Origin of the sequence: Mycolicibacterium agri (assembly GCF_002553505.1) — a bacterium.
Lineage (GTDB): Bacteria > Actinomycetota > Actinomycetes > Mycobacteriales > Mycobacteriaceae > Mycobacterium > Mycobacterium agri.
The window spans coordinates 37,099-58,343 of record NZ_PDCP01000040.1 but is presented as its reverse complement, the minus strand read 5'-3'; the positions used below and the strand labels follow the sequence as shown (position 1 = coordinate 58,343).

Sequence of the window (21,245 nt, the reverse complement as noted above, 5' to 3'; positions counted from 1 at the left end):
CCCTGCACCCGTCAATCATCCCGAAAACCCCAGCAGAACCACGCCCGCCACGCGGGATTAATTCAGCAGGCTCCTAGGGCTTCGCGGATGGCCGCCAGGGCGGCCTCGTACGGCGGATCGTAGATTCGCAGCCGAACGGTGCCGCCCTGCGCTCGCCGGATCGCGGATGACGCACCGGCCAACCGCGCCGCGTCGCGGTGATTGGCGGCCGCGCCGCCCACCTCCACCAGGATCTCGAGTGCGTCGGGCACCACTTGAAACGCTTCGATCTCGACGGCGCTGATGAGTGCGTCACGGGCGTCGGCCTCGGCCCGGTTCAACTCACCTTGCGCAAGCGCCACATGCGCGCGGGTTACCAACGCGCTGGCCCGGTGCCAACCGGTCATCACCGATACCGTCTCGTCTGCGCGGGCTCTTGCCGTCGTGAGATCGCCCTGCACGAAGGCGAATTCAACCATCGGCATCACATTGGCGATGACAACCTCGGGTTGCGCCGCAATCTGTTGCAATACAACGTCGTTCGCTGCGGCCGCGGCCACCATGTCGCCCTGCATCAATGCCACCCGGGCCAGTGGCGCGTACGCCCACAGTGCCAAGAAAGGCCCCAGCTCCGGCGCTGCGTCCACTGCCTGCTGCGCGAAGACGCGGGCTTCGTCGTACTGGCCCATCAGTAACAATGCGTTGCCCAACCCGACACGGCAGATGAAACTGTGAAACATGTCCGAGGACGCATCCGCGTCCGAAAGCAGTTCTCGCAGAAGCGCTGCCGCCTCCCCCACGGCTCCGCGCTCAAATCGTCCAACCGCGCTGCCCCAGAAACGGCACATGCGGGATATGAACCAGTCTCCTACCTCGTCGGCGAGGGCCTGCCCCTCCTCCCCTGCGGCGGCCATGATCACCGGATGTCCGGTCAGGCCGGCCCTGTAGGCCTGCCAAGCCAGTATCTGGCTCAACCGCCACTTGTCGCCGAGCTCGCGCGCCACCTCGATCGCTTCGGCGACATAAGGACGTCCCGCCTCGATGTCGAAGGCGGCTGCACCGATGCAGGCCGTCAAGGCTCGGGCGATCAGTGCCCGATCATCGAGCTCGCGCGCGATGGCAAGTGCCTTCTCGGCCTGCGGGATACCGGAGATGCTGGCGGTGAGTGACCTCAGGACGGCATTGTCGGCGAGAGCCCGTGCGCGTACCGCCGGATCGATCTCGTCGGCCCAGGCGTCCATTTCGTTGAACGCCGTGTCGAACCACGTCAGGCCCTCCTGCGGGCGACCCCGCAACTGCCACAACGGGTGTAACGCGCATACCAGTTCCAACGCCCGATCCAGCTGACCGTGCTCGATGCTCCACGCGAAAGCGGCACGAAGATTGTCGATTTCGATCTCGGCGCGGGACAGCAGGGGTTCATAGTCGGCGGGCGTGACAGCGTCAAACCCAAGCGCCATCGACGTGTAGTGATCGCGGTGGTGATCACGTACGGCGTCGGCTTCGCCGGACTCCCCGAGCTTCTCCAGCGCGTATTGACGAATCGTCTCCAGCAGCCGGTATCGTGTTGCGCCGCTGCTGGTTTCGGCGACCACCAGAGATTTGTCGACGAGCAACGCGAGCTGGTCGAGGATCTGGTGTCGCGGCAGCCCGTCGCCGCTGCACACTTCCTGCGCGGCGGCAAGGTCGAAACCGCCCATGAACGCGGCCAGCCGTCGGAACAGGATCCGCTCGGATTCGGTCAGCAGCGCGTGCGACCAATCCACCGAGGCGCCCAGACTCTGCTGGCGACGCACGGCTCGGCGTGAACCTCCGGTCAGCAGCCTGAAGCGGTCGTGAAGACCATCGAGGATTTCGTTGAGCGACAACGAACGTACCCGTGCGGCAGCGAGTTCGATGGCCAGCGGCATGCCGTCGAGCCGCTTGCAGATCTCTATGACGGTCGCAGCGTCCGAGTCGGTGGCGGTGAAGCCGGAGCGCACCCGCCGCGCGCGGTCGGTGAACAACTCGACGGCCTCGTCGGTCAGCGAGAGCGAGGGCACCCGCCATGTCACCTCCCCGTCCAGGCCGATCGGCTCCCTGCTCGTGGTCAGCACGGTCAGCCGCGGGCACGCATCGAGCAGCGTCGCGATCAGTTCGCCGCTGGCATCGAGCAGGTGTTCGCAGTTGTCGAGAAGTAGCAGCATCGTCCGATCGGCGATGAACCGCCGCAGCGTGTTCGTCCCCGTCCGGCCCGGCTGATCCGGCAGCCCGAGGGCGCGTATCACCGCGACAGGGACGAGTTCGCTGTCGGTGATCGGGGCGAGGTCGACGTATCCGACGTGGTCATCAAGCTCATGAGCGACTTGAATGGCCAGCCGCGTCTTGCCCGAACCGCCTGCGCCGGTGAGCGTTACGAGTCGATTGCCACCCAGCAACGTGCGCACCTCGGCGATCTGCGCCCGGCGGCCGACGAAACTCGTCAGCTGGGCCGGGCAGGCGGGCGGCCGATTCGGGTTCGGCGGCACGCAGCGGCGGGAACTCGTTGCGGATATCGGGATGGCACAGCTGGACGACCCGCTCGGGTCGTGGCAGATCCCGCAGCGCGTGGGTGCCGAGGTCGTTCAGCCACGCGTCCGACGGGAGATGGTCGAGCACCATCGCTTCGGTCGCACCCGACAACAGCGTCTGCCCGCCGTGCCCCAGGTCGCGTAGCCGCGCCGTGCGGTTGATTGTCGGTCCGATGTAGTTGCCCTCGTCGCGCAGTTGGATTTCGCCGGTGTTGATCCCGATGCGCAGCCGGATCGGCGCCAGCGGGGCCCGCTGCAACGCCAGCGCACAGGCGACCGCGTCGCTGGCTCGGGCGAACGCCACGACGAAGCTGTCACCCTCGCCCTGTTCGACCGGGCGCACTCCGCCGTTGGCGGCGACCAAATCGGACAGCGTGGTGTCGAGGCGCGCGATCGCGACCGTCATCTCGTGGGGCAAGGTCTCCCAGAGCCGGGTGGAGCCCTCGACGTCGGCGAGCAACAACGTCACCGTGCCTGTCGGTAGTCCACTCACGGCGGAGGCCATCGTGCTCCTCACATCCGCGGCTTCGCTCCACTCGAGTTGGCTCATGCTAGCCAGCTTGAGACCCGGGCCGGGGCAAAACATCGGCGTATGCGCGTATCTCCGCGACGGTGATATAGTACGCATAGCGTACTAATTCTGTAGGAGTGGTTTTGCCCGTCACCGATGCGCCCGAAGTGGCCACCCTTCACCAGGTGATTCACCGGCTGTCGCGGCGCCTCCGCAAGCGTGCCGACGTCGACCTGACCGCGTCGCAGATGTCGGCGCTGATCACCGTCGAACGCCACGGTGAACTGCGCATGGGCGAACTCGGCAGGCTGGAGCAGATCGGCAAGTCGACGCTGACGCGGCTGGTGTCCAAGCTCGAGGACGCAGGCTACCTGCGCCGGTGGGTGGACCCGGCCGACGGGCGGGTGTCGCTCGTGGCGCTCACCGAGCACGGCGCCGAGGTGCTGCGCGCCGCCCGCATCCGGCAACAGCAGTACCTGCTGCGGCAGTTCGAGGCCCTGGACTTCGAAGATCAAATGACCCTGCTGGCGGCCGTGCCCGCACTCGAGAAGCTGTTGGCGGTCAAGGCGTGAAGCGGTATCTGACCGCCACATTCGCCTCGCTGCAGACGCGCAACTACCGGCTGTACTTCCTGGGACAGTCGGTGTCGCTCACCGGCACCTGGATGCAGAAGATGGCCCAGGCCTGGCTTGTGCTGGAGCTGACGAACTCCGGCGCCTGGCTCGGCATCACTCTGGCCGCCCAGCAGGTGCCGCTGCTGCTCCTCGGGCCGTGGGGAGGCCTGGTCGCGGACCGGATTGCCAAGCGCACCATATTGATCGGGACAGCTGTCGCGGCGATGGTCCCGTCGCTGCTGCTCGGCGTTCTCATCCTGACCAACCACATCAACGTCGCGCTGGTCCTCGTGCTTGCGGTCATCGGCGGTGTCATCGATGCGCTGGACAAGCCTGCGCGACAGTCGTTTCCGAGCGAGATGGTTCCTGCGTCGCAGCTTGCGAACGCGGTGGTGCTGAACAACATCGTCCAAGACACCGGAAAGGTCGTCGGCCCGGCGCTCGGCGGCATTCTGATCGCGGCATTCGGTCTGCCCTGGACCTTCCTGTTGAACGCGATGTCGTTTTTGGCCGTTCTGGCCGGGCTGCTCCTGATGCGCAGCGATGAGCTTTCCGCGCCGGAACCCATCGCCCGCGGGGCGGGTCAGCTGCGCGCCGGACTCGCCTACATCCGCAACAACGCGGAGCTCTTCGTTCCTTTGGCCCTGCTGGCGTCGGTGGGCCTGGTCGCCTACAACTTTCAGCTGCTGCTGGCGGTGCTGGGCCGCGAGACCTTCCACGGCGACGCCCGTACCGTCGGCTACCTGCTCGGCGCCCTCGGAGCGGGTTCGGTCCTCGGCGGCCTGGCGTTGGCGGGCGTGCTGCGCGCCACGGTCGGCCGCATCATCGGGGCAGCGCTGCTGCTGGCGGCGCTGTTGTTGGCCACCGGAGTCGCGCCCAACCTCGCGACGGCCTTCGTGCTGGTCTTCGCCATGGGCACAAGCAGCGTCATCTTCAAGGCGCTGGCCAGTACGTGGCTGCAGTTGGCGGCGGCCCCGGAGATGCGGGGCCGTGTGCTGTCGCTACTCGTGGTGGCGATCGGCGGCACAACCCCCATCGGCGCTCCCGTCATGGGTTGGCTCGCAGAGCATTTCGGTACCCGTGCCACCTTTCTGCTGGCGGGCGTGCTGACTGCGATCGCCGCGGTGATCGCTTACCTGTACATGCGTCGCGCCGTCGGAGCCGACCACGACGAGCAGACTGCGGTCAGAAGTAACGCCTGAGCCGGTCGCGATACGCTCTCCCGTCCGGGTCGTAGAAGGCCCGATACATCGGCTCGGCCCACAGCCGCGTCAGCAACCCGAGTTTCTCGGGACGGTGCGGCCGCAACCGGCCGGGCGGCCGAGGCCCTCTGCCGCCACTCGCATGCCACTGCTCCAGCGCCTGCGCCGAGGCCGCGACTGCGTCGACAACGGTGTCGGGGTCGACAATGCCGTCGTCCTCGGATCCGTCTGCGGCGAGGTCCAAATGCTCACGCAGCAGTCGGACCCGCAGATCCCGGGCGAACTCCCCCGTCTCGTCCAGCACCGCGCACGACAGTTCACTGTCGTGGGTCCACGAGCGGCGGTTCAAGTTGTCACTGCCGACGGTAGCCCAGGTGTCGTCGATTACGCAGACTTTGGCGTGCACGTAAACCGGTGTGCCCTCGTGGTTTTCGACATCGAATATATGCACCCGCGAAGGCGCGGCGGTGCGACACGCGTCGATCGCCTGCTGTCGTCCGACGAGATTCGGCGGCAGTGACAGCCTTCCGTCGACATCGGGATGCCGCGGCACCACGGCGACCAGATTCAGATCCGGGTTGTCGGTCAAGGCGGTCGCGAACAGGTCGGCGACCCGTTTCGACCACAGGTACTGGTCCTCCAGATAGATCAGCCGCCTGGCCCGCCGCACCGCCTTCGAATAGCCTCGCGCGATGCTGCGCTCGCCCTTCGGCGCGAAGGCATATTCGAAATGCGCATCCGGGTACGTCCGCAACACCTGCACGGCGTGCGGCCCGCACGGCGGCGGATCCGGCGGTTGCGCCGGCAACACCCCCGCTGTCAGATCCGCGCCACGCAGTTTGTCCATGACCCACGCGATCGGCGACAGCATGTCCAGCGGAGCTGGATCGGTCCACCGTTCCCGAAACGCGGTGTCCAAGGCACCCACGGCCGGACCCTGGATGCGCAGTTGCACGTCGTGCCACGGCGGTCGCGGTCCGTAGAACTTGGCCATCGGCTGTGCCTGCCGGTCACCGAGGTGGGACGCGTCGTCGCGCCGGGAGTGACACAAGTCGATGCCGCCGGCGAACGCGACATCGCGTTCGGGGTGGTCCCGGTGACGGATCACCACCAGCTTCTGGTGGTGCGATCCGCCGAACCGGACGCGCTGATCGAGCAGCACCTCGCCGCCGGCCTGCTCGATCGCCTCGCCGAGATGCTGGTTCTGTTCCTCGCTGTAGGCGAACTGGTCCAGATGCGAGCGCCACACCAGGCCCTTGACGACGACACCGCGCGCGGCCGCAGCGCAGAACAGGTCGCCGACGGTAGGTCCGTCGTCGCGCATCTTCTCGTCGGGATCGCCGCGCCAGTCGGTGAAGAACAGATAGTCGCCCTCACCGAGCGCCTCCACTTCGCGCACCAGCTGGTCGAAGTACGTCGCCCCGTGGATCAGGGGCTCGGCGCGATTGCCCGTGCACCATGCCGGAAGCGTGCTGGCCGGGTTTCCTCGCTGGTCGGGAGTGAGGAACCAGTCTGTGAGCTGCGCCACCGGATTCGAATAGCCGCGGCGGCTCGGAAATAATCTCCGACATGGCACCGCAAGTGTTGTTCATCTACAACGAGCATCTCGCCACCGAGGGACTGCTGGGCGAGGCGTTCAGCGAATGTGGCTACGACGTCGCCACCTTCGAAGTGGTGCCCGCCGAACGGGTGCACGAACCCGTCATGGACGTGGCCTTTCCCGACCCGACCGGCTACGACGCGATCGTGCCGTTGGGAGCCAGGTGGCCGGTGTACGACGAGGCGCTCCGCCGGACGTGGGTCGGCGCCGAAATGCAGATGTTGCGCGACGCCGCCGCCGCAGGCGTGCCGACGCTGGGCGTGTGCTTCGGCGGCCAACTGCTGGCGCAGGCCTTCGGCGGTTCGGTTGCCCGGTCCGCGACGCCGGAGATCGGCTGGTACGAGGTGACCAGTGACGACGAGAGCCTGGTACCCGGCGGGCCATGGTTCCAATGGCATTTCGACAGCTGGACCCTGCCGCCGAATGCGACCGAAATCGCCAGAACGGCGAACTCGTCGCAGGCGTTCCTGCTCGGCCGCGCATTGGCCCTACAGTTTCATCCCGAGTTGGATCTCGCGCTGCTCGAGCGCTGGCTCGCCGACGACCGCAACGGCGAAGTCGCCAGCGTCGGCCGGACACACGACGAATTACGTTCGGCAACAAAGCAATACAAAGAAAGCGCGGCGCACCGCATCCGCGGGCTGGTGCGCGGTTTCCTGTCGCGGGTGTCGCGTCAGCCGTGCCCCAATTGATGCCTCAGCGCATCGGCGACGTCGGTGTGCCGGAACCGATGCCCCAACTCGATCAGCTTTTTCGGCACGACCCGCTGATCGGCGGCGGCCAGTTCACGCGCGCCCTCCTCGCCGAGCAGCAGCCGCGGCCCCAACGGCGGCACGGGCAGTAGCGCCGGCCTGCGAAGCACGGCCGCCAGCACCTTGGTGTAGTCGGCGTTGCGCACTGGCTCGGGTCCCACGGCGTTGACCGGACCCGACAGCCTGCTGTCGTACAGCGCGCGGTAGTAGATGTCGAGCAGGTCGTCCAGGCCGACCCACGACAGCCACTGTCTGCCGCTGCCGATCCGCCCGCCCATGCCGGCCAGGAACAGCGGACGCAGCAGCCGCAGCGTCCCGCCGGCCGCGGCCTGCACGATCCCGGTCCGGACGGTCACCACCCGCAGCCCGGCGTCGGCGGCCGGCCGGGTCGCCGCCTCCCAATCGGCGACCACATCGGCCAAGAACCCGTCACCGCGGGGGCTGTCCTCGTCGAGCACAGCATCGCCGCGGTCAGCGCCGTAAAAGCCGATCGCCGAGGCGCTGATGAACGCCTTCGGGCCGTCGTCGCTGTCGGCCACTGCCTGCGCCAGCCGACGCGTCGGCTCGATGCGGCTGTCGCGGATCGCCGCCTTGTGCTTGGCGTTGAACCGGCCCGCAATCGACGCGCCAGCCAGGTGAATGACCGCGTCCACACCCGAAAGCAGCTCGGGTGCAGGCGCTTCGGGTCGCCACTGCCGTTCGTCGCCGGTCCGGGGTTGCCGCCGCACCAGCCGGATCACCCGGTGGCCGCCGGTCGTCAGGAATGCGGTCAGCGCGGATCCGACCAATCCGGAGGCGCCCGTGACGGCGACGACCATCGGCGTGGCGCCCGCCGCAGCGGCGTCGCGGTGGGCGGCCAGGTCGTCGGCCAGCTGCCGGTGTCGGTAGGAGAAGGTCGGCCGCAGCGCCGCGGCGGGCACGGTGGTGTCGACCTCGTCGTGCACCCGGGTGCCGCCGCCCGGTGCCTCGCTGAAGGAGTGGGTGTGGCGCCACCACCCGATCAGCCGGGCGGGCAGCGACCGCGGCCCGGCCGAGGTGAGCACGTCGACGAAGCGATGCGGCGGGTCGTAACCGGCCGGGTCGTGCTCGGCGATCCAGCGCAGGCCGCCCGGCAGCCCGAGCACGGCACGGCCGTCGGCCAGCGACTCGGTTTCAGCCACCACCGTCATCGGCTGCCAGGGCGGCACGAGCCGCGACATTGCACCGGGCCTGGTGTGCCAGGCAAAAACTTCGGTCAGCGGATGGTCGACAACGCTTTCGAATTCGATCCCCATGGTTCCTTCCGCCGCCGAACCGGTGATTTTTGACGATTTCGCGAGTAGCCCGGACTCGGTGCTTTTCCAGATTGCTCGTCGTAGGCTAAAAGTGCTCCTGATTGGGAAAACACATTTCATGACCGGATGGAGTGGACTCGCCCGGCGCAGCGCGAGACGAACCTTTCGGGACCGCCGCGAGGCCGGCCAAGTCCTGGCTGAGGCGCTGGCGGCCTATCAAGGGCAAGACGACCTGCTGGTTCTCGGATTGGCGCGCGGCGGCGTGCCGGTCGGCTGGGAGGTTGCCGCGGCGCTGCGGGCGCCGCTGGATGTCTTCCTGGTCCGCAAGCTGGGCGTTCCGCACTGGGAAGAGCTCGCGATGGGTGCGCTGGCCAGCGGCGGCGGCCTCGTGCTCAACGATCACCTGATCAAGAGTCTGGGTATCAGCGAGCAGGCGCTGCACGCCGCAATCGACCGGGAGACCGAGGAATTACGCCGCCGTGAGCAGGCGTATCGCGGTGACCGGCCACCCGCGGATCCCGCCGGCAAGGTCGCGATCCTGGTCGACGACGGGATCGCCACCGGCGCCAGCATGCTCGCCGCGGTGCGCGCGGTGCGGGCCGCGCGGCCGAAGAAGGTGGTGGTCGCTGTTCCGGTCGGCCCGCATTCGGCGTGCGAGCAGTTGGCCGAGGAAGCCGATGACGTGGTGTGCGCGACCATGCCGCCGGGGTTCGAGGCGGTCGGCCAGGTGTATGCCGACTTCCATCAGGTCACCGACGACGAAGTCCGTGAGTTGTTGGCCAAGCCGACGCGCTAGCTAGCTGGTTTTCCGGTCTTCTTCGATGACCTCGGTGGCCTCGTGCGCCTCGGTTTCATCGGAGGAATCGGCGGTATCTGACACCTCTGTGGCTTCGGTGTCGGTCGATTCCGTTGGCACCGCCGTCGTTTCAGAATCGGCGTCGATGTCGGACTCCAGCGGCTCGTCCGGGTACTCCGCGTCGAATTCCTCGTCGGCCCGCCCGGTCGGCTCGAATGCCTCGGTTTCGGATTCGGTTCTGCCGCGGGTGCGTTCCCGCACGGCATCGACGATGAGCAGGACGACCCCGATGACGCTTGCGGCGATACAGACCCAGGCGATCAGTTCGTTGCTCGTCACGACCGCGGTCACCAGCGCCGCGAGGCCGATGACGGCCAACACCAGGGCAACAATCAGCATTGGTCACTCCCTTCGCCGCAAGGCTACGGGGTCTGCCGGGGCTAGTTGTTGCCGCGGTTGAACTGGTTGAACCCGCCGCCGTCGTTGTTGGCGCTCGAGTCGACGGGCGCGGCCGAGCCGCGCTGTCCGAGCTCCTCGAGCTGGGATTCCAGGTAGGTCTTGAGCCTGGTGCGGTATTCGCGTTCGAACGTGCGCAGTTGTTCCAGCCGACCTTCCAGCACCGTGCGCTGCTGGTTGATCGTGCCCATGATCTCGGAGTGCTTGCGCTCGGCATCGGCCTGCAGCGCGTCGGCCTTCTCCTGGGCCTGACGCAGCTGGGTCTCGGAACGGCTCTGCGCATCGGCGAGCATGGCGTCCGCCCGCTGCCGGGCTTCGGCCACGGTGGACTCGGCGGTGGCCCGCGCCTCGCTGATCATCTGATCGGCCTGGGCGCGCGCATCAGAGAGCAGCTTCTCCGACTCCGCCTTCGCGGTGGTCGTCAACCGGTCGGCGGTGTCCTGCGCCAGGCTCAACACGCGGGCCGCTTTGAGGTGCTGATCCTCGCTCGGCGGAGCCGGCGCCGGCTGCGGCGCCTCGTACGCCGGCTGCGGAGCAGGCTCGGGTTCGGGCTCGGGCTGATACAGCGGAATCGCCTGCGTCGACTGGCCACCGCCGTTGGCTCGCGCGTTGGCGAGCTCTTGGTCCAGCTCCGAAACCCGCTGACGTAGGTCGGCGTTCTCTTCGATGAGTCGGGTCAGCTCGTTCTCGACCAGATCGAGGAAGGCATCGACCTCGTCCTCGTTGTAGCCGCGCTTGCCGATGGGTGGCTTACTAAACGCGACGTTGTGGACGTCGGCTGGAGTGAGCGGCATTTTCTGCCCCCTAGATGGTCTGGACCGTCAATCGTTTTCAAAGTGTAGAGCGTCAGTGGAGTAACTGGCGTCCATCCTGTCACACCAGACCCTACGGTTGCATAGGAGGCCAGAATTTAAGAACGAAATTCAAACTTCTTAAGCCCAATTGCAGTGTCCGGCAAACACACACCCTACGTTGTCACGCCGCGGCACTGAATGCGAGTTGCATGCCGATGAAGGCCACCAGCAGCAGCACCATGATCGACAGGTCGAACCGGATCGCCCCTATCGTGAGCTGCGGAATGATGCGTCGCAGCAGCTTCACCGGGGGGTCGGTGAGCGTCATGATGATCTCGAGGATGACGACGGTCGCGCCCCTGGGATGCCAGTCGCGGCTGAACGAGCGGATGAACTCGACCACCACCCGGGCTATGAGCAATAGCCAAAAAACGAACAGCGCGAAACCCAAAATCTCAAAGAACAGGGCCAACTGAGCCGACCTCACCGATGTGTGACGTTGCGTACAGACTTCGTCAGACGCTGACCGTTGGCCGGTCAGCGTGACGCCGTCAGCCTACCTGTCCCCTGGCTCGGGACCGCCTACTGATAGGCGTAGAAGCCGGTTTCGGCGATGCGCCTGCGGTCGTCGGGCGTGACGTCGACGTCGGCCGGCGACAGCAGGAACACCTTCGTGGCAACCTTGTCGAACGACCCGCGCAGCGCGAACGCCAAGCCGGCGGCGAAGTCGACCAGCCGCTTGGCGTCGGCGTTGTCCATCGACACCAGGTCCATGATCACCGGCGTGCCGTCGCGGAACCGCTCGCCGATGGTGCGGGCCTCGCTGTAGTCCTTGGGCCGCAGCGTGGTGATCTTCGACAACGGGCTGCTCTCGTCGAAGAGCATCGCCATCCGCCGCGGGTCCATGGCGAGCGCGCCGCGAGTGGCGCCCCGCAGCGGAGCGAACCTCGGTGCGGGGCGGTCGAAGTCGCGAGGACGGAAACGTCCCTCGTCGGGATAGCCGCCGCGGAAGCCGCCAGCCATCTCCTCATCCTCGTAGCGATCGTCGTAGCGGCTGTAGCCTTCGTCGGCGAAGCGCTCGCGGCGCGGATAGCCGCGCGCAGGACGGTCGTCATCTTCGTAGTACTCGTCGTCGTAGTCGTCCATCGGCGCCATACCGAAGTAGGCCTTGACCTTGTGCAGTGTGCTCATCGCTGGACCCTTCTGGTGGATCTGGTGTCTGTGATGAAGATGTGACTGGAGTGACTACTCATGGAGACGTTAGAGGACGTTGCCCCAATAGCGCGGTTCCGACACGCACACATGTCGACCCGTGTTTGACGGCCCATTCCAGGTCGCTGGACATGCCCGCGGACAGTCCAAGGGGTTGCTGGTAGCTCTTCTGCACCCGCTGACGTTCCTCCGCCAGCCGTGCGAAGCACTCCTCAGCGTCGGCGCCCAGCGGCGGAATCCCCATCAGACCGATGAACTCCAGCGCCTGCGCGGAATCCGCCAGACCGCAGACCTCGTCGACCAGGTCCGGGTTGCCGATGTCGACCCCACTACGTTGCGGATCGCCGTCGAGGCTGAGTTGTACATAGACCCGCAGCGGTTGAAAGCGCTCGCCCTCGGTCAGCGCCCGCTGCGCGGCCCGGTCCAGCGCGGCGATCAGCTTGGCGCTGTCCACCGAGTGCGCGGTGTGCGCCCAGGTCGCGATCGAGCGAGCTTTGTTCCGTTGAATCCGGCCGACCATATGCCAGCGAATAGGCCGAGCGAGTTTCAACGAATTGCATTCGGCCACTTTCGCCGCCGCTTCTTGTTCGCGAGATTCACCAAAAGCATCACAACCTAATTGCGACAAAATAACGACATCGGTTGCTGGGAAGAATTTTGTTATCGGTAGTAATTCAATTTCGTCACTTTTTCGGCCGGCGGCTTGCGCGGCGCGTGCCAGACGTTCGCGCAGCCGCGCCAGGTTCTCGGCCAACTCGGCTTCCCTCGCGGTCGTCACCGGGTTCATCACCTCCTCCCGCCTACGCTCATCGGGGTTGGATCCATCCACACCAGAGAGGCCATCCGGCCTGTCGGCGCGTCGCGACGGTGACTGAACAGACTGCGGTCGTCGACCGTGCAACGTGGGTCGGCGTCGATGGCGGTGACGCCCAAATCTATTAGCTGCCTTGCGATTCCGGCTCGCAGGTCAAGTCCGGGAGTGCCGCGCGACGTAGTGGTCCTACTGCCGGGCAGGACGGCTTCCACCTCGTCGGCCATCGCGGCGGGCACCTCGTAGTTGCGACCGCTGACGGCAGGGCCGAGCAGCACGGAGATGTCCTCGACGTGCGCGCCTGCGTCGCACATCGCCTCGACCGCGCGCCGCACGACGCCTTTGGCCGCCCCGACCCGTCCGGCGTGCACGGCGGCCACCACCCCGGCGCGCGCGTCGGCCATTAAAACCGGAACACAATCGGCGGTGACGACAGCCAATGCCAAACGCGGTGTGGTGGTCACCAATCCGTCGGTCTCGTCGACGGCAGACGCGACCGGTTCATCAACGCGGACGATATGGTCGCCGTGCACCTGGTTCATCCACACCACCGCCTCGGTGCCCAATCCGATGGTCGTCGCCAGCCTCTTGCGGTTGGCCGCGACGGCCGCCGGATCGTCACCGACGTGGTCGCCGAGATTGAACGTGTCGAACGGCGGCGCAGACACTCCGCGGGCGCGGGTCGTCGTCACGCGCCGAACCCGAACACTCACCACCCCAGTATCCGGGGCCGCGCGCGCGAGGACCGCAAGGGGCCGCGCGGGTCAGTGCCGCATGAAGGGCGGCACGTCGACGTCGTCGTCATCGTCACCGCCGATGCTGACCGTCGCCCCGTTGGTGTGCACCGAAACGCTGGCGGCGTCGGCCGGTTCGAACAGCGACGAGGTGACCTTGCCCGCCTTCCCCGGCGCGATCGACTGCCCCGATTGCCCGGACTGGGTCGACTGGCCGGCACCGACGACGGGCTTGCGGCTGGGGCCGGTCGCGTCGAACCCTGCCGCGATCACCGTCACCCGCACCTCGTCGCCGAGCGAGTCGTCGATCACGGTGCCGAAGATGATGTTGGCTTCGGGGTGCGCGGCGTCCTGCACCAGCGAGGCCGCCTCGTTGATCTCGAACAGGCCCAGATCGCTGCCGCCCGCGATGGACATCAGCACGCCCTGGGCGCCTTCCATCGACGCCTCGAGAAGCGGTGAGTTGATGGCGATCTCGGCGGCCTTCAGCGCCCTGCCGTCACCGCGGGCCGACCCGATGCCCATCAGCGCCGTGCCCGCGCCGGACATGATGCCCTTGACGTCGGCGAAGTCGACGTTGATCAGGCCGGGCGTGGTGATCAGGTCGGTGATGCCCTGCACGCCGTTGAGCAGCACCTCGTCGGCGCTGCGGAACGCATCCATCAGCGAGACGGCGGCGTCGCCCATCTGCAGCAGCCGGTCGTTGGGGATGACGATCAGTGTGTCGCAGCTTTCCCGCAGCGCGGTTATGCCTGCCTCGGCCTGGTTGCTGCGGCGCTTGCCTTCGAACGAGAACGGCCTGGTCACCACGCCGACCGTGAGCGCGCCGAGCTTCCTGGCGATGGTGGCGACGACGGGTGCGCCGCCGGTACCGGTGCCGCCGCCCTCGCCCGCGGTCACGAACACCATGTCGGCGCCGCGCAGCAGCTCCTCGATGTCGTCCTTGGCGTCCTCGGCGGCCTTGCGCCCAACCTCGGGATCGGCGCCTGCGCCCAGGCCCCTGGTGGAGTCGCGCCCGACGTCGAGCTTGACGTCGGCATCGCTCATCAACAGCGCCTGCGCGTCGGTGTTGATCGCGATGAACTCCACACCTTTGAGGCCCTGCTCGATCATCCGGTTGACGGCGTTGACGCCGCCGCCGCCGATGCCGACCACTTTGATGACGGCGAGGTAGTTGTGCGGGGGGGTCATCGCTGTCCCTTCTTCGCGCAAGCGATCATCAGCGTCGCCTTTCCTCCCTGGTTGCCTATCGGCGCACGGATCCCCTGAGCAAACCCTCAACCTCAACCAGAGGTTCATAGTTATGTCAAGTTGTTCCGCGCAAACAGAACGGTAGGGCGAGGTCAAGCACTATCCATGCAGGCGCGCCGACAGCAATGCCGGGAATTTCGGGCGATTCAGCGTGACGGTGCTTACTTGACCGTCGGCAAATCGGGGCTGGACACGTCGTAGACATGGCCCGGCTGGGTCAGCAGCGCCGCCAGCTTCTGCGCCTTCTCCTCTGTGCGGTCGGTGGTGCCCCACACCACTTCCCTGCCGTCGACCAGCGTCAGCGTGACCGCCGCGACCGATGGCGCCGACACCCGCGCGACCTGTGCGGCCACCTCGGGGCGCAGCGCCGTCATCACCTCGAGCGCGGCCTTGGTCGGCGGATCGCTCGGGCCGGGGTTGTCGGTCTCCAGATAGGGCAGGTTGGGCGGCGGCGGTGCGGTAGCGAAATCCACACCGTCGCGGTCGAACAGGTGCGCGCCGTCCGGATAGTCCTTCACCACCACCGGGACGCGTTCGACGATCGTGATCCGCAGCGTCGACGGGTACTCCCGCTGCACCCTGGCGCTGGCGACCCGGCGGATGGTGGCCACCCGCTCGGCGACCGCATCGGTGCGGACCTGCAGCAGCGGCGTGCCGTCTTTGACGGCGGCCGCCTGGGTGACCTCCTCTTCGGTCACCGCGCCGAGGCCGGTGATCACGACGCTGCGCACCGACATGATCGGCGTGAAGTACAGCAGCAGGCCGAGCCCGACGAACAAGACGGCGAGAAGAACCGTCCACACCATCACCTTCAGGCCCCGAACTGCCGCGCGCGCTTGAGGTTTCGTGTTGTCAGCGGTCTTGCCCAGCGCACGCCGCTTGGCTTCGCGGCGGGCCTGCTCGATCGCCCTGGCGCGGGCCTGTGCCTGGCGGCGCAGTTCTCGTTCCCGGCGGGCACGCCGGCGCGGGCCCTCGAACTCGGGGTTCTCGGGCGGTGGCTCGGGTGACGGCTCCGGCGACGGCTCCGTCCCGGCCTCGGGTTCGGCGGTCGCCTCGGGTTCGGCCGTCGCCTCGGGTTCGGCCGTCGTGTCCGACTCGGCCGTCACCTCCTTGACGTCCTCCGGCTCGGTCACTTCCCGTCGGCCCCCGGATCACGAAGCGGACCAGAACGATTCGCGCGCGCGGCAAGGGCCGTGACGATCTCGGGCCCCAGCATGGTGACGTCGCCTGCGCCCATCGTGACGACCACGTCGCCGTAGTGCACCGCGTTGGCCACCCGCTCGGCGACAGCGGAGAAGTCGGGCTCGTAGTGCACCGGCTTGGTGACGTGCTGGGCGATCGTCGCCCCGCTGATGCCCGCCATCGGCTGCTCGCGCGCGGCGTACACGTCGAGCACGAACACCTCGTCGGCTGCGTCCAGCGCGCTGCCGAAGTCCCGCGCGAAAGCCGCTGTGCGGGAATATAAGTGGGGCTGGAACACGACGACGGCCCGGCCGCGGCCGCTCTGCTCGGTAACCGTGCGCACCGCGCCCAACGTCGCGCGCACCTCGGTCGGATGGTGGGCGTAGTCGTCGAACACCCGTACCCCGTGCGCGGTGCCGACCAGTTCGAAACGGCGCCGCACGCCTTCGAATCCGGCCAACCCGTCAAGCACGTTCTCGGCGGGGGCGCCCACTTCCATCGCCGCGAGCAACGCGCCCAACGCGTTCAGTGCCATGTGCCTGCCGGGCACCGCCATCCGCATCACCCGCGGATGCCTCTCCCCCGCCAACTGAATGTGGGCGACCGCACCGGTGTTCTGCTGCTCCCAGCTCACCAACCGGCCCACCAGGTCCGGCCGATCCTGGCTGCCGTAGCGCAATACCCTGATGCCAAGGGCCGCAGTGCGTTCGGCCAGCGCGGCCGCGCCAGGGTCGTCGGTGCACACCACCAGCGCGCCGCCGGGCGCAAGCCGCTCGACGAAGTCGTCGAACACCGCGCCGTAAGCCTCTGCGCTGCCGAAGAAGTCGAGATGGTCGGCTTCGATGTTGGTCACCACCGCGATGTTCGGCCGGTATTCCAGCAGCGAGCCGTCGCTTTCGTCGGCTTCGGCGACGAAGCACCCGCCGCTGCCGTGATGAGCGTTGGTGCCGGCCTCGCCGAGGTCACCGCCCACGGCGAAGGAGGGGTCGAATCCGCTGTGCTGCAACGCCACGATGAGCATCGACGTGGTCGTCGTCTTGCCGTGTGTGCCCGTCACCATCAGCGTGGTGTAGCCGGTCATCAGCTTGGCCAGCACCACCGGCCGCATGATCACCGGAATGCCGCGACGCCGCGCCTCGACGAGCTCGGGATTGGTCTTGGGGATCGCGGCGTGGGTGGACACCACCGCGGTCGGCCCGCCCGGCAACAGGTCCAGCGACGACTCGTCGTGGCCGATGCGGATCACCGCGCCGCGCGCCCGCAGCGCCGCGACGTTGCGCGACTCCTTGGCGTCCGAGCCCGACACCAGCCCGCCGCGGTCGAGCAGGATGCGGGCGACGCCGGACATGCCCGCTCCGCCGATGCCGACCATGTGCACCCGCATGAGTTCGGCGGGCAGCGGATTCGAGTTCACGGGCGCGACTTTCGACTGTTGTTGCGGGCCACCTCGATGGCGACCTCGGCGACTTTCCGCGCGGCGTCGGGATGGCCCGCCATGGCCGCGGCCGCCGTCATGGCCGTCAGCCGACGGTCGTCGGCCAACAGTCCGGCCACCGTGTCGGCGACGAACTTGGGCGTGAGGTCGGCGTCGTCGACGACGAGGCCGCCGCCCTGGTTGACCACCGGCAGCGCGTTGAGCCGTTGTTCGCCGTTGCCGATCGGCAGCGGGACGTACACCGCGGGCAGTCCGACGGCCGACACCTCCGCGACAGTCATCGCGCCGGATCGGCAGATCGCCAAATCGGCTGCGGCGTAAGCGAGATCCATCCGGTCGAGGTAGGGCACCGCGACATAGGGCGGGTCGCCGTCGGTGGGCTCGGGCAGATCGAGCGTGTTCTTGCGGCCGTAGGCGTGCAGCACCGAAATACCGGCGGCGGCAAGATCTTTGGCCGCAGCAGCCACTGCGCGGTTGATCGACTGCGCGCCCTGGGATCCGCCGAACACCAACAGCACCTTCGCGTCGTCGGCGAAGCCGAAGTGGGCGCGGGCCTTGCCGCGCAGCGCCGTGCGGTCGAGCGAGGTGATGGCCTCGCGCACGGGCACGCCGACCACCTCGGCGCGCGGCAGGCCGGGTTCGGCGACCGCCGACAGCACCCGGCGTGCCGAGCGGGCCCCGAGCTTGTTGGCCCAGCCCGCGCTGGCGTTGGCCTCGTGCACCACGACCGGCACGCGGCGACGGCGCAGCGGACCGCCGCGTGCGGCGAGGTAGGCGGGCACCGCGACGTAGCCGCCGAACCCGATGATGACGTCGGCGTCGACGGTGTCGAGCACCGCGCGGGTCTCCTTCACGGCGCGGCGGACCCGCACCGGCAGCCGCAACAGGTCGGCGGTCAGTTTGCGGGGCAGCGGCACCGGCGTGATGAGCTCAAGGTCGTAACCGCGCTCGGGTACCAGCCTGGTCTCCAGCCCGCGGTGGGTGCCCAGCGCGGTGATCCGCACATCGGGCTCCAGCGCGGTGAGCGCGTCGGCGACGGCCATGGCCGGCTCGACATGGCCTGCCGTCCCACCGCCTGCGAGAACTACGGATAACGGCCCATTCACCCGTGACGTTGACCTTCCAATGTGCGAGCCCGTCGGCCCTGGTGACGCTGTCCTGCGGAGCGTCTGCCCCTCCGCTGGTCGCCTCCATGATGCCTTGAGCGCCGCACCGGCCGATCGGCCGTATGGGGTTTGCGCCTGTTGTCTCTGGCTGGTTTGCGCGGCGCCTTGGCGGCCGGCTTGTCCTTGCGGGACCGCAGCCGGTCGCGAACCGCCTCGGTGCGGGTCGGCACATACGGCTCCGGCAGCGGCAGTCGCAGCAGTTTGTTCACCCTGTCGTCGCGTCCCGCGCGCAGCGCGGCCACCGCCTCGGGTTCGTGCCTGGCGGCATTCGCGATCACGCCGATGATGAGAAGTGTTGTCGCCGTTGATGTTCCGCCCGCCGAGATGAGCGGCAGCTGCAACCCCGTCACGGGGAGCAGGCCGATGACGTAGCCGACGTTGATGAACACCTGGCCGAGCACCCACATCGTGGCGGTCGCGGTGAGCAGCCGCAGGAACGGGTCGGCCGACCGGCGCGCGATCCGCATGCCGGTGTAGGCGAACAGGCCGAACAGGCACAGCAGGCCCGCCGCGCCGATGAAGCCGAGCTCCTCGCCGATGATCGCGAAGATGAAGTCGTTGTGCGCGTTGGGCAGGTAATTCCACTTGGCGGTGCCCTGGCCGAGGCCGTCGCCGAAGATGCCGCCGTTGGCCAGCGCGTAACGGGCTTGTTTGGCCTGGTAGCCGGACCCCTGCAGATCTGCAGTCGGGTTCAGCCAGCTCATCACGCGGTCTGAGCGGTAGCCCTCCGACACCGCCAATATCGCCGCCGACACCATGACCGCGAACAGCGAGGACAAGAACACCCGCAGCGGCAGGCCGGCGTACCACAGCAGGGCCAGCAGGATGATGCCCAGCGACACCGTCTGGCCGAGGTCGGGCTGCGCGACGATGAGCCCCAGCGCGACCACGGCAGCGGGCACCAGCGGGATCAGCATCTCGCGCAGTGAGGCCCGCTCCATTCGGCGGGCGGCCAGCAGGTGCGCACCCCAGATCGCGAACGCGATCTTGGCCAGTTCCGACGGTTGCATGGACAGCGGGCCGACGACGAACCAACCGCGAGAACCGTTGGCCTCCTTGCCGATTCCCGGGATCAACACCAACACCAGCAGCACGATCGTGATCGCGAAGCCGCTGAACGCCAGCTTGCGCATGGTGTGCACCCGCATGCGCATCGCGCCGTAGAACGCGAACAACCCGACCAGCGTCCAGATCAGCTGCTTGCCGAAGATCACCCACGGCGAGCCGTCCGCGTCGTAGGAGTGCACGCCCGACGCCGAGAGCACCATGATCAGGCCCAGCGTGGTCAGCAGCGCGGCGACGGCGATGATGAGGTGAAACGACGTCATCGGCCGGCCCAGCCAGGCGCCGAACCGGGTGCGTGGGACGACGGTGGTCGCCGCCTCGGCGGGCGTCGCGTCCACGGAGGCGCCGCGCCGGCGCAGTCGCAGCCGGGTCAGGACGTTGCTCATGGCGGTTACCTGGCGCTGCGCACGGCGTCCGCGAAGGCGTCCCCGCGTTCGGCGTAGCCGCTGAATTGGTCGAAGGACGCACCCGCGGGGGCCAGCAAGACCGTGTCGCCTGGGCGGGCCAGCCGGCGGGCGGCGGCGACCACGGCGGCCATCACGCTGCCGGCCGTCGCCGTCTCGGCCACCTCGACCACTCGAGTCACAGATGTCACATCTGACTCAGTTCTCTCAGGCACCCCAAAATCCTCCCCCGTCACAACCTCGACGATGGGGACATTCGGGGCGTGTCGCGATAACGCATTGGCAACCTGTGCCCGGTCGCGGCCGATCAACACCGCTGCCACCAGGCGGTTCGCCGCTTTCGCGACGAGATCGTCGACCGATGCGCCTTTGAGCAGACCGCCGGCGATCCACACCACCCGCGGGTAGCCGGCGATCGAGGCGAGCGCGGCGTGCGGGTTGGTCGCCTTGGAGTCGTCGACGTAGGTCACGCCGTCGACCTCGGCAACCACCTCGGCGCGGTGCCTGCCGATATGAAACGAGCTCAGCGCGGCGGCGACAGCCTCGGCGGGCACGTCGACCGCGCGGGCCAGCGCGGCGGCGGCCAGCGAGTTGAGGATGCCGATGGGCCCGGGCACCGGTAGCGCGGCGGTGTCGGCGAGTACGAGACCGTCGTCGAGCGCACTGAAGGCGCGGTCGACGAGGGCGCCGTCGCGGACGCCCAATTCGCCTGCTGCCGGTTCGCCGAGCCGGAAGCCCACCCGCACCGGCGCCTGCGCGCGGGCGAGCAGTCCGGCCGCGACCGGGTCGTCGAGGCCGGCGACGGCGACCCGGCCGTCGAGCGCGCGGGCCTTGTCGCTCGCGTAGGCCTCCATCGAGCCGTGCCAGTCGAGGTGGTCTTCGGCGACGTTGAGCACCGCTCCCGCCTCGGGCCGCAGCGACGGCGCCCAGTGCAGTTGGAAACTCGACAGCTCGACGGCGAGCAGTTCGGCCGGTTCGGCGAGCATGTCGATCACCGGGTTGCCGATGTTGCCGCACAAAAGCGCGTTCCGCCCGGCCGCCACGAGCATGGCGTGCAGCATCGACGTGGTCGTCGTCTTGCCGTTGGTGCCGGTGACCACGAGCCAGCGCTTCGGTGCGCCGAACCATCCGGCCTGATCGAGCCGCCACGCCAGTTCGACGTCACCCCAGATCGGCACGCCCGCGGCGGCTGCGGCGGCCAAAACCGGTGCGGTGGGCGGGAATCCGGGGCTGGTGATGACAAGGGCGTAGTCGGCGATGGTGGCAACGGCCTCGTCGGTGGTGACGACCGATGCCGGAGTGACCAGCCGCTGCAGTGCGAGCGGGTCGTCGTCGCAGATGGTCAGCCGCACCCCGGTCGGCTCGAGGGCCGCGCTGACCGAGCGACCGGTAATGCCCGCGCCGGTCACCAGGACACGGGTGCCCGGGGCGAGCGGCGCTACGGCATGGCGCGCCACG

General features: G+C 68.1%; 18 protein-coding genes and 1 pseudogene. 4 read left to right on the top strand and 15 right to left on the bottom strand.

Features of this window, described 5'->3' with window-relative positions; genetic code table 11:
* Positions 1-830: 830 nt before the first annotated feature.
* A pseudogene (locus tag CQY20_RS36115) lies at positions 831-3,033 on the bottom strand (ATP-binding protein); the annotation flags it as partial.
* 149 nt (positions 3,034-3,182) lie between these two features.
* On the opposite strand from CQY20_RS36115, the gene CQY20_RS20875 reads away from it, so the two are divergent.
* Complete coding sequence (locus CQY20_RS20875; protein WP_133119092.1) at positions 3,183-3,611, top strand: MarR family winged helix-turn-helix transcriptional regulator; 429 nt, start codon at positions 3,183-3,185, stop codon at positions 3,609-3,611.
* On the top strand, positions 3,608-4,855 hold the full coding sequence (locus tag CQY20_RS20870; RefSeq protein ID WP_163701541.1) for an MFS transporter: 1,248 nt from the start codon (positions 3,608-3,610) through the stop codon (positions 4,853-4,855). The genes CQY20_RS20875 and CQY20_RS20870 overlap by 4 nt, the downstream gene beginning before the upstream one ends.
* Here the strand turns inward: CQY20_RS20870 and CQY20_RS20865 are convergent.
* On the bottom strand, positions 4,839-6,383 hold the full coding sequence (locus CQY20_RS20865; protein ID WP_097941987.1) for a phospholipase D family protein: 1,545 nt from the start codon (positions 6,381-6,383) through the stop codon (positions 4,839-4,841). The genes CQY20_RS20870 and CQY20_RS20865 overlap by 17 nt on opposite strands.
* Before the next feature lie 41 nt (positions 6,384-6,424).
* On the opposite strand from CQY20_RS20865, the gene CQY20_RS20860 reads away from it, so the two are divergent.
* A complete protein-coding gene (locus tag CQY20_RS20860; RefSeq protein WP_097941986.1) occupies positions 6,425-7,147 on the top strand; it encodes a type 1 glutamine amidotransferase in 723 nt (240 codons plus the stop codon).
* On the opposite strand, the gene CQY20_RS20855 is transcribed toward CQY20_RS20860, so the two are convergent.
* On the bottom strand, positions 7,129-8,481 hold the full coding sequence (locus CQY20_RS20855) for a TIGR01777 family oxidoreductase (protein WP_097941985.1): 1,353 nt from the start codon (positions 8,479-8,481) through the stop codon (positions 7,129-7,131). The two genes, CQY20_RS20860 and CQY20_RS20855, sit on opposite strands and share 19 nt — an antisense overlap.
* 118 nt (positions 8,482-8,599) lie before the next feature.
* Here CQY20_RS20855 and CQY20_RS20850 point away from each other — a divergent pair, with 118 nt between their 5' ends.
* Positions 8,600-9,277 (top strand): phosphoribosyltransferase, encoded by a 678-nt coding sequence (locus CQY20_RS20850; RefSeq protein WP_097941984.1) that lies wholly within the window; start codon positions 8,600-8,602, stop codon positions 9,275-9,277.
* Here CQY20_RS20850 and CQY20_RS20845 read toward each other — a convergent pair whose 3' ends face one another.
* The 12 genes from CQY20_RS20845 to murD form a co-directional block, all read right to left on the bottom strand.
* A complete protein-coding gene (locus CQY20_RS20845) occupies positions 9,278-9,676 on the bottom strand; it encodes a hypothetical protein (RefSeq protein ID WP_097941983.1) in 399 nt (132 codons plus the stop codon).
* 41 nt (positions 9,677-9,717) lie between these two features.
* Positions 9,718-10,527, bottom strand: coding sequence for a DivIVA-like cell division protein Wag31 (gene wag31 / locus CQY20_RS20840; RefSeq protein ID WP_097941982.1), 810 nt, complete (start codon positions 10,525-10,527; stop codon positions 9,718-9,720).
* Positions 10,528-10,708: 181 nt separating this feature from the next.
* Positions 10,709-10,999 (bottom strand): YggT family protein, encoded by a 291-nt coding sequence (locus CQY20_RS20835; protein WP_097941981.1) that lies wholly within the window; start codon positions 10,997-10,999, stop codon positions 10,709-10,711.
* A gap of 110 nt (positions 11,000-11,109) precedes the next feature.
* Positions 11,110-11,718 carry a cell division protein SepF gene (locus CQY20_RS20830; protein WP_097941980.1) on the bottom strand — a complete coding sequence of 203 codons (609 nt, stop codon included), beginning with the start codon at positions 11,716-11,718 and terminating at the stop codon, positions 11,110-11,112.
* A 58-nt stretch (positions 11,719-11,776) separates the two neighbouring features.
* Positions 11,777-12,526, bottom strand: coding sequence for a YggS family pyridoxal phosphate-dependent enzyme (locus CQY20_RS20825; protein WP_097941979.1), 750 nt, complete (start codon positions 12,524-12,526; stop codon positions 11,777-11,779).
* A complete protein-coding gene (gene pgeF / locus CQY20_RS20820; RefSeq protein ID WP_174814785.1) occupies positions 12,526-13,263 on the bottom strand; it encodes a peptidoglycan editing factor PgeF in 738 nt (245 codons plus the stop codon). Before pgeF ends, CQY20_RS20825 begins: the two co-directional genes overlap by 1 nt.
* A gap of 51 nt (positions 13,264-13,314) precedes the next feature.
* Positions 13,315-14,475, bottom strand: a complete 1,161-nt coding sequence (gene ftsZ, locus CQY20_RS20815) for a cell division protein FtsZ (RefSeq protein WP_097941977.1) — start codon at positions 14,473-14,475, stop codon at positions 13,315-13,317.
* A 221-nt stretch (positions 14,476-14,696) separates the two neighbouring features.
* On the bottom strand, positions 14,697-15,668 hold the full coding sequence (locus CQY20_RS20810) for a cell division protein FtsQ/DivIB (RefSeq protein WP_165789284.1): 972 nt from the start codon (positions 15,666-15,668) through the stop codon (positions 14,697-14,699).
* Positions 15,665-17,131, bottom strand: a complete 1,467-nt coding sequence (gene murC / locus CQY20_RS20805) for a UDP-N-acetylmuramate--L-alanine ligase (protein WP_163701544.1) — start codon at positions 17,129-17,131, stop codon at positions 15,665-15,667. The genes CQY20_RS20810 and murC overlap by 4 nt, the downstream gene beginning before the upstream one ends.
* Positions 17,128-18,279 (bottom strand): undecaprenyldiphospho-muramoylpentapeptide beta-N-acetylglucosaminyltransferase, encoded by a 1,152-nt coding sequence (gene murG / locus CQY20_RS20800; protein WP_097941994.1) that lies wholly within the window; start codon positions 18,277-18,279, stop codon positions 17,128-17,130. Before murG ends, murC begins: the two co-directional genes overlap by 4 nt.
* The gene (ftsW, locus tag CQY20_RS20795; protein ID WP_097941976.1) at positions 18,255-19,769 is read right to left on the bottom strand and encodes a putative lipid II flippase FtsW; all 1,515 of its coding nucleotides are present in this window, start codon (positions 19,767-19,769) and stop codon (positions 18,255-18,257) included. Before ftsW ends, murG begins: the two co-directional genes overlap by 25 nt.
* Before the next feature lie 5 nt (positions 19,770-19,774).
* On the bottom strand, positions 19,775-21,244 hold the full coding sequence (gene murD / locus CQY20_RS20790; protein ID WP_097941975.1) for a UDP-N-acetylmuramoyl-L-alanine--D-glutamate ligase: 1,470 nt from the start codon (positions 21,242-21,244) through the stop codon (positions 19,775-19,777).
* Position 21,245: the final 1 nt, after the last annotated feature.

What these genes read in the sequence shown, in the direction of transcription:
- CQY20_RS20860 (WP_097941986.1), top strand. Translation starts at nt 6,425, where the DNA reads ATGGCACCGCAAGTGTTGTTCATCTACAACGAGCATCTCGCCACCGAG.
- CQY20_RS20855 (WP_097941985.1), bottom strand. Translation starts at nt 8,481, where the DNA reads ATGGGGATCGAATTCGAAAGCGTTGTCGACCATCCGCTGACCGAAGTT.
- CQY20_RS20850 (WP_097941984.1), top strand. Translation starts at nt 8,600, where the DNA reads ATGACCGGATGGAGTGGACTCGCCCGGCGCAGCGCGAGACGAACCTTT.
- CQY20_RS20845 (WP_097941983.1), bottom strand. Translation starts at nt 9,676, where the DNA reads ATGCTGATTGTTGCCCTGGTGTTGGCCGTCATCGGCCTCGCGGCGCTG.
- wag31 (WP_097941982.1), bottom strand. Translation starts at nt 10,527, where the DNA reads ATGCCGCTCACTCCAGCCGACGTCCACAACGTCGCGTTTAGTAAGCCA.
- CQY20_RS20830 (WP_097941980.1), bottom strand. Translation starts at nt 11,718, where the DNA reads ATGAGCACACTGCACAAGGTCAAGGCCTACTTCGGTATGGCGCCGATG.
- CQY20_RS20825 (WP_097941979.1), bottom strand. Translation starts at nt 12,526, where the DNA reads ATGAACCCGGTGACGACCGCGAGGGAAGCCGAGTTGGCCGAGAACCTG.
- ftsZ (WP_097941977.1), bottom strand. Translation starts at nt 14,475, where the DNA reads ATGACCCCCCCGCACAACTACCTCGCCGTCATCAAAGTGGTCGGCATC.
- ftsW (WP_097941976.1), bottom strand. Translation starts at nt 19,769, where the DNA reads ATGAGCAACGTCCTGACCCGGCTGCGACTGCGCCGGCGCGGCGCCTCC.